The organism is Castellaniella sp. (assembly GCF_034007085.1).
In the GTDB taxonomy this organism is placed as follows: Bacteria; Pseudomonadota; Gammaproteobacteria; order Burkholderiales; family Burkholderiaceae_B; genus Castellaniella.
In genome coordinates, this window is the sequence record NZ_JAVERO010000148.1 from 1 (window position 1) to 4,719 (window position 4,719).

5 protein-coding genes are annotated in these 4,719 nt (G+C 62.2%); all 5 read right to left on the reverse strand.

Features of this window, described 5'->3' with window-relative positions; translation table 11 throughout:
- Positions 1-114: 114 nt before the first annotated feature.
- Positions 115-1,659: a methyl-accepting chemotaxis protein gene (locus tag RBR29_RS10560; protein ID WP_320349117.1), complete on the reverse strand. Its 1,545-nt coding sequence runs from the start codon at positions 1,657-1,659 to the stop codon at positions 115-117.
- Between the two features lie 231 nt (positions 1,660-1,890).
- Complete coding sequence (cheZ, locus tag RBR29_RS10565) at positions 1,891-2,529, reverse strand: protein phosphatase CheZ (protein ID WP_320349123.1); 639 nt, start codon at positions 2,527-2,529, stop codon at positions 1,891-1,893.
- A 19-nt stretch (positions 2,530-2,548) separates the two neighbouring features.
- Positions 2,549-2,932, reverse strand: coding sequence for a chemotaxis response regulator CheY (gene cheY, locus RBR29_RS10570; RefSeq protein WP_320349118.1), 384 nt, complete (start codon positions 2,930-2,932; stop codon positions 2,549-2,551).
- A gap of 64 nt (positions 2,933-2,996) precedes the next feature.
- Positions 2,997-4,064, reverse strand: a complete 1,068-nt coding sequence (locus RBR29_RS10575; protein WP_320349120.1) for a chemotaxis response regulator protein-glutamate methylesterase — start codon at positions 4,062-4,064, stop codon at positions 2,997-2,999.
- 21 nt (positions 4,065-4,085) lie between these two features.
- A partial coding sequence (locus tag RBR29_RS10580; protein ID WP_320349121.1) for a CheR family methyltransferase occupies positions 4,086-4,719 on the reverse strand: 634 nt, incomplete at its 5' end.

Here is a 4,719-nt window from a genome sequence, read left to right on the forward strand (position 1 = left end):
TTTCGAGATCGCTATCCTGGGCCATGCTCAGCCGACGACAATGCAGACAGTCTGGATTGTAGGGTCCGGCTCGCCTGATCGATGCATGGATAAAAGCGTATTAGGCGCGGCAATTCAATGGCTTGCAAGCTGAGGGACGAATACGGCACCGGGTGGTGCAGCCTGCTCGAACAATAGATAGTCCAGACCGATGCGCACAGCCCCCCAGCGCGCGCCATCCAGGTCCAGCGGTACGGAAACGTCAGTGATGATCTCTCCGGTATCACGCATGTAGGTCTGGCACAGCACCCCGCCCCGATTGGCGATCGCCCCACGGCTGATCTCGTCATCGAACAGGCGCTTGTCGCGTGCATGCAGCGTGTCGTGCGCCACATCCCCGGTCGGTGGCTGGGAATAGCGACGGTTGTGCGTCGGCGCATAGCCGTTCATGTCCACCAGGATCGCATAGTAGCCGTGCGGCACTTGGCCCAATATCGCCTCCAGGATGTCCTGCAGGGGCTGATCGATGGCCTGATCATAGGCCACATGGTAGCGCGGCGGCCGACTGCCGGGAATCTGGCGATAGGCCTTGTCGAACACGTCCAGGCCGTCGGCCCGGGCCTGGCGCAGCAGCACGGCGCAGCGGTCGCGCAACTGGTGCAGGCTGGCGGCCAGATCATCAAAAGGGGTGGCGCCTGTGCGCCAGGCGGCCAGCATTTCCTGCAGGCTCTCGGTCTGGGCGCGCACGCCATGGACCTGCTCGCGCATGGACTGCATACGCTGGCGCAGAATGGCACTATGGTCGGCAATGCGGCCAATGGAGCGGCTCATGTCCTGATTGGTCTGGTTGACCTGATCGACCTGATCGGCTACGCCATCGAGTTGGGTGCCGACGCCCCCCAGTTCGCGCACCAGAACATCGAACTGTCCCGCGAAATCGTCCACGAGCCGATCGGACGCGCCCATGTCGGCATGAATGGACCGGCTCTGCTGTTCAGTGTCGGATACCAGGCCGAGAATTTCCCCGGTTTGCTGAACGATATCGCCAGTGGCCGCATTGACGCGTTCGGCCAGCTTGCCGACCTCGCTGGCGACCACGGCAAACCCCCGGCCCGCTTCTCCGGCGCGGGCGGCCTCGACCCCCGCGTTCAGGGCCAGCAGATGGGTCTGGAGGGCGATGTCCTTGATCAGGCGACTGGTGTCCTCGACTGAGCGCGCCCGCAGGCTGAGCTGGGCGATGACTTCTGAAAAGGACTGCATCTGGATCGACACCCGGGCAACCCGCCGCCGCAGATCGGCCAGTTGTTCCTGAGTGGCGCGCAGGCTGCCGAGTTGCTGGCGGAACACGCCGGCTGCGTCCGCCACGGTATCGTTGGCCTGCTGCGACAGGCTGGCGATCTGCGCCCCCTGGGCGGACAGACTCTCGGCTTCGCGGGCCTGTTCGTCGGCCATGGTTTCGCAGGCCTGAGTATGCGCCTGCAAGCGGGCGGCATTGATGGCGATACGAATGCTGGACTGGCGCATGACGATGAACCGTTCGCGCAGCGCCCCAAGGAACCGGCCGACTGGCAAGGCCAGCGGACTGAGAGTCCAGGCCCGGTCGTCCAAAGTCGCCCGCCCACGGCGCAACTGCCGGATCAGGCGTCCCAGCCCCAGAGTTCTGCCTCGCATCGTGGACATGCTGCCTCCTTGTGAAGAAGCGTCCGGAACCGGCCATGCCCCCCGACTGCGGGGACGCCACCATCCCGGCGAACCCGGTTCATACTGGGTTTCAGACCTTACGCGAGACTTACACTGGCTCTGAATGTCACATTGTCCAGGGAAAACCCTGGGACTTTCCCACGTCGCCGCCTGCAGGCGGCGTCGATGTTGACGGCTAAGCACAGTCCGCAGGGGGCTGCGCGTGGTCCATCAAAATCCCAGGCTCTCCAGCAGGTCGTCGACCTGGTCCTGATTGGCCACCACATCGCTCTTGCCGGCGGCATTGACCACGGGACCGTTGAGCAGTGATTTTGTTTCTTCGCGTTTTTCCTGAGGCACGTTGTCGATCAGCACCTGGATCAGTTCAGTCTCGATGGCACCGATCACCCCCAGCATCTTCATGATCACCTGGCCGGTCAGGTCCTGGAAATCCTGGGCCATGATGATTTCCATCAGGTTGTTCTGCGAAGACTGGGTTTTTTCGGGCACGTTTTTCAGAAACGCGCGTGTATCGTCCACCAGTTCGCGGGCCTGGTCGAGTTCGACCGGGTGATCGAACCAGTCCTGCCAGCGGGCGTCCAGCGCCTTGGCGTCTCGCTGCATCGAATCCTGCCAGGGCTGGATCTGCTCGGCTGCATTGAGCACCCGGTTGGCCGCCTGCTCGGTCATCTGGGCCACGTAGTGCAAGCGATCGCGGGCATCCGGGATGGCATGGGCCGCATCCTTGATGGCCTCGTCCAGGCCCAATTCGCGCATGCTGACGCGCAAGGTGCGGGTCAGGTGCGCGATGCGCTGTATCAGATCCATCGAAGGTTCCGCGAAATCCTGCTGGCTCGAAGATTGATCCATCGTCATGGTGCCCCTCCGATCAGAGCTTCTCGAAGATCTTGTTCAGCTTTTCTTCCAGGGTGGCCGCCGTGAAAGGCTTGACCACATAGCCGCTGGCGCCGGCCTGAGCCGCCGCGATGATGTTTTCCTTCTTGGCCTCGGCCGTGACCATCAGCACGGGCAGACTGGCCAGGTTGGGATCGGCGCGGATATTCTGCAGCATGGTCAGCCCGTCCATATTGGGCATGTTCCAGTCCGAGACCACGAACTCGAAGCCGCCATTGCGCAGTTTTTCCAGGGCCTGGGCGCCGTCCTCGGCCTCGTCGACATTTTCGAAACCCAGATCCTTGAGCAGGTTCTTGATAATCCGGCGCATGGTGGGAAAGTCGTCGACGATCAGGATTTTCATCGTTTTCTGTACCACGGATCACTCTCCAATGAATAAAAAAACAGGGTATTCGAGTACCCGATGCCACAGTTCAAGCCTGTCAAACCCGGTTCCCGAAGGAACCGGCGCTTTTCAGGATGCGTTCGCTGAGTTCATCCAGAGGGACGGCCTCTTCAGCGGCGCCAATCAGCAATGCCTCACGCGGCATGCCAAAGACCACACAGCTGGCCTCGTCCTGGGCGAAAGTGCGTGCACCCGCCTGACGCATGGCCAGCAATCCCTGGGCCCCGTCCTTGCCCATGCCCGTCAGGATGACGCCGATGGCGTTCTTGCCCGCCACCTGGGCTGCCGAATGAAACAGCACATCCACGGAAGGCCGGTGACGATTCACGGGATCGCTGTATTCGAGCTGGACGACATAGTTGGCGCCGGACCGGGCGAGCTTCATGTGAGCCACCCCACCCGGCGCCAGGTAGACATGGCCGGGCAGCACCCGCTGGCCGTCTTCGGCTTCATGAACCTGCACGGCGCACAGACCATCCAGCCGCTGCACGAAGGATTTGGTGAAACCGGCCGGCATGTGCTGCGTGATCATGATCGCCGGGCTGTTGGCCGGCAGCGGTTCGAGCACATGGCGGATGGCCTCGGTTCCCCCGGTGGACGAGCCGATCATGACGAGTTTTTCGGTCGTGGCGAAATGCGCCGACAGGCGTGGCCGCGCGGGCTCCCCCCCCGGATGGGCCAGGCGCGGACGCAGACGCGCATGGGCGGCCGCACGGATCTTGTCGGCGATCATGTCGCTGTAGTCCATCAGGCCGTCGCGCAGGCCAAGCTTGGGTTTGGTGACGAAATCGACTGCACCCAGTTCCAGCGCCCGGATCGTGACCTCGGAATTGCGCTCGGTCAGGGAAGACACCATGACCACCGGCATGGGCCGCAGCCGCATCAACCGTTCTAGAAAGTCCAGGCCGTCCATGCGCGGCATCTCGACATCCAGGGTCAGCACATCGGGGTTGTGCTGCTTGATGAGTTCGCGCGCGATCAATGGGTCGGCCGCGGTCGCCACGACCTCCATGTCGGGATGGGCATTGATGATCTCCGTCATCAGACTGCGCACCAGAGCAGAATCATCGACACACAGCACACGGATTTTCTTGTTGGCAGACATGTTTCAGCAGGCTCCCTCGAATCAGGCGACGGCATAGACCGTCTGCCCCTGAAGACGCAGGGATTTGGTCAAGTAGGTGAAGTTTTCCGAGTGACCCGCAAACACCAGGCCACCCGGTTTGAGCAGGGGCACGAAGCGCTCCAGAATCCGGGTCTGGGTCGGCTTGTCGAAATAGATCATGGTGTTGCGGCAGAAGATCGCATCGAACTTCTGATTCAGCGGCCAGTGGGGCGCCACCAGATTCAGTTCTTCAAAGGTGACCATATTGCGGATCACAGGCTTGACCATGGCCATGCCGGCCTGGCGCCCCGCCCCGCGCAGGAAATAGCGCCGCAGAAATTCGGCAGGCACGGGCTTGACGCGATCCAGGGTATAGATCCCCTTGCGCGCCTGGGCCAGGGCCTGGGTGTCGATATCTGTCGCCAGGACCGAAAGACCCGCCTCGGACTGGCCGCAGGCGTCATGCAGCGTCATGGCCAGGGTGTAGGGTTCTTCGCCGGTGGACGAGGCACAGCACCAGATGGAGATCGGCTTGCGGCGGTTGCGCACGAAATCGGCCAGAATGCGGAAATGATGCTGCTCTCGGAAAAAGGCCGTATGGTTGATCGTGAAGGCACTGATGAAGCGATCCCATTCGTCGGCCTGGGGATTCTGT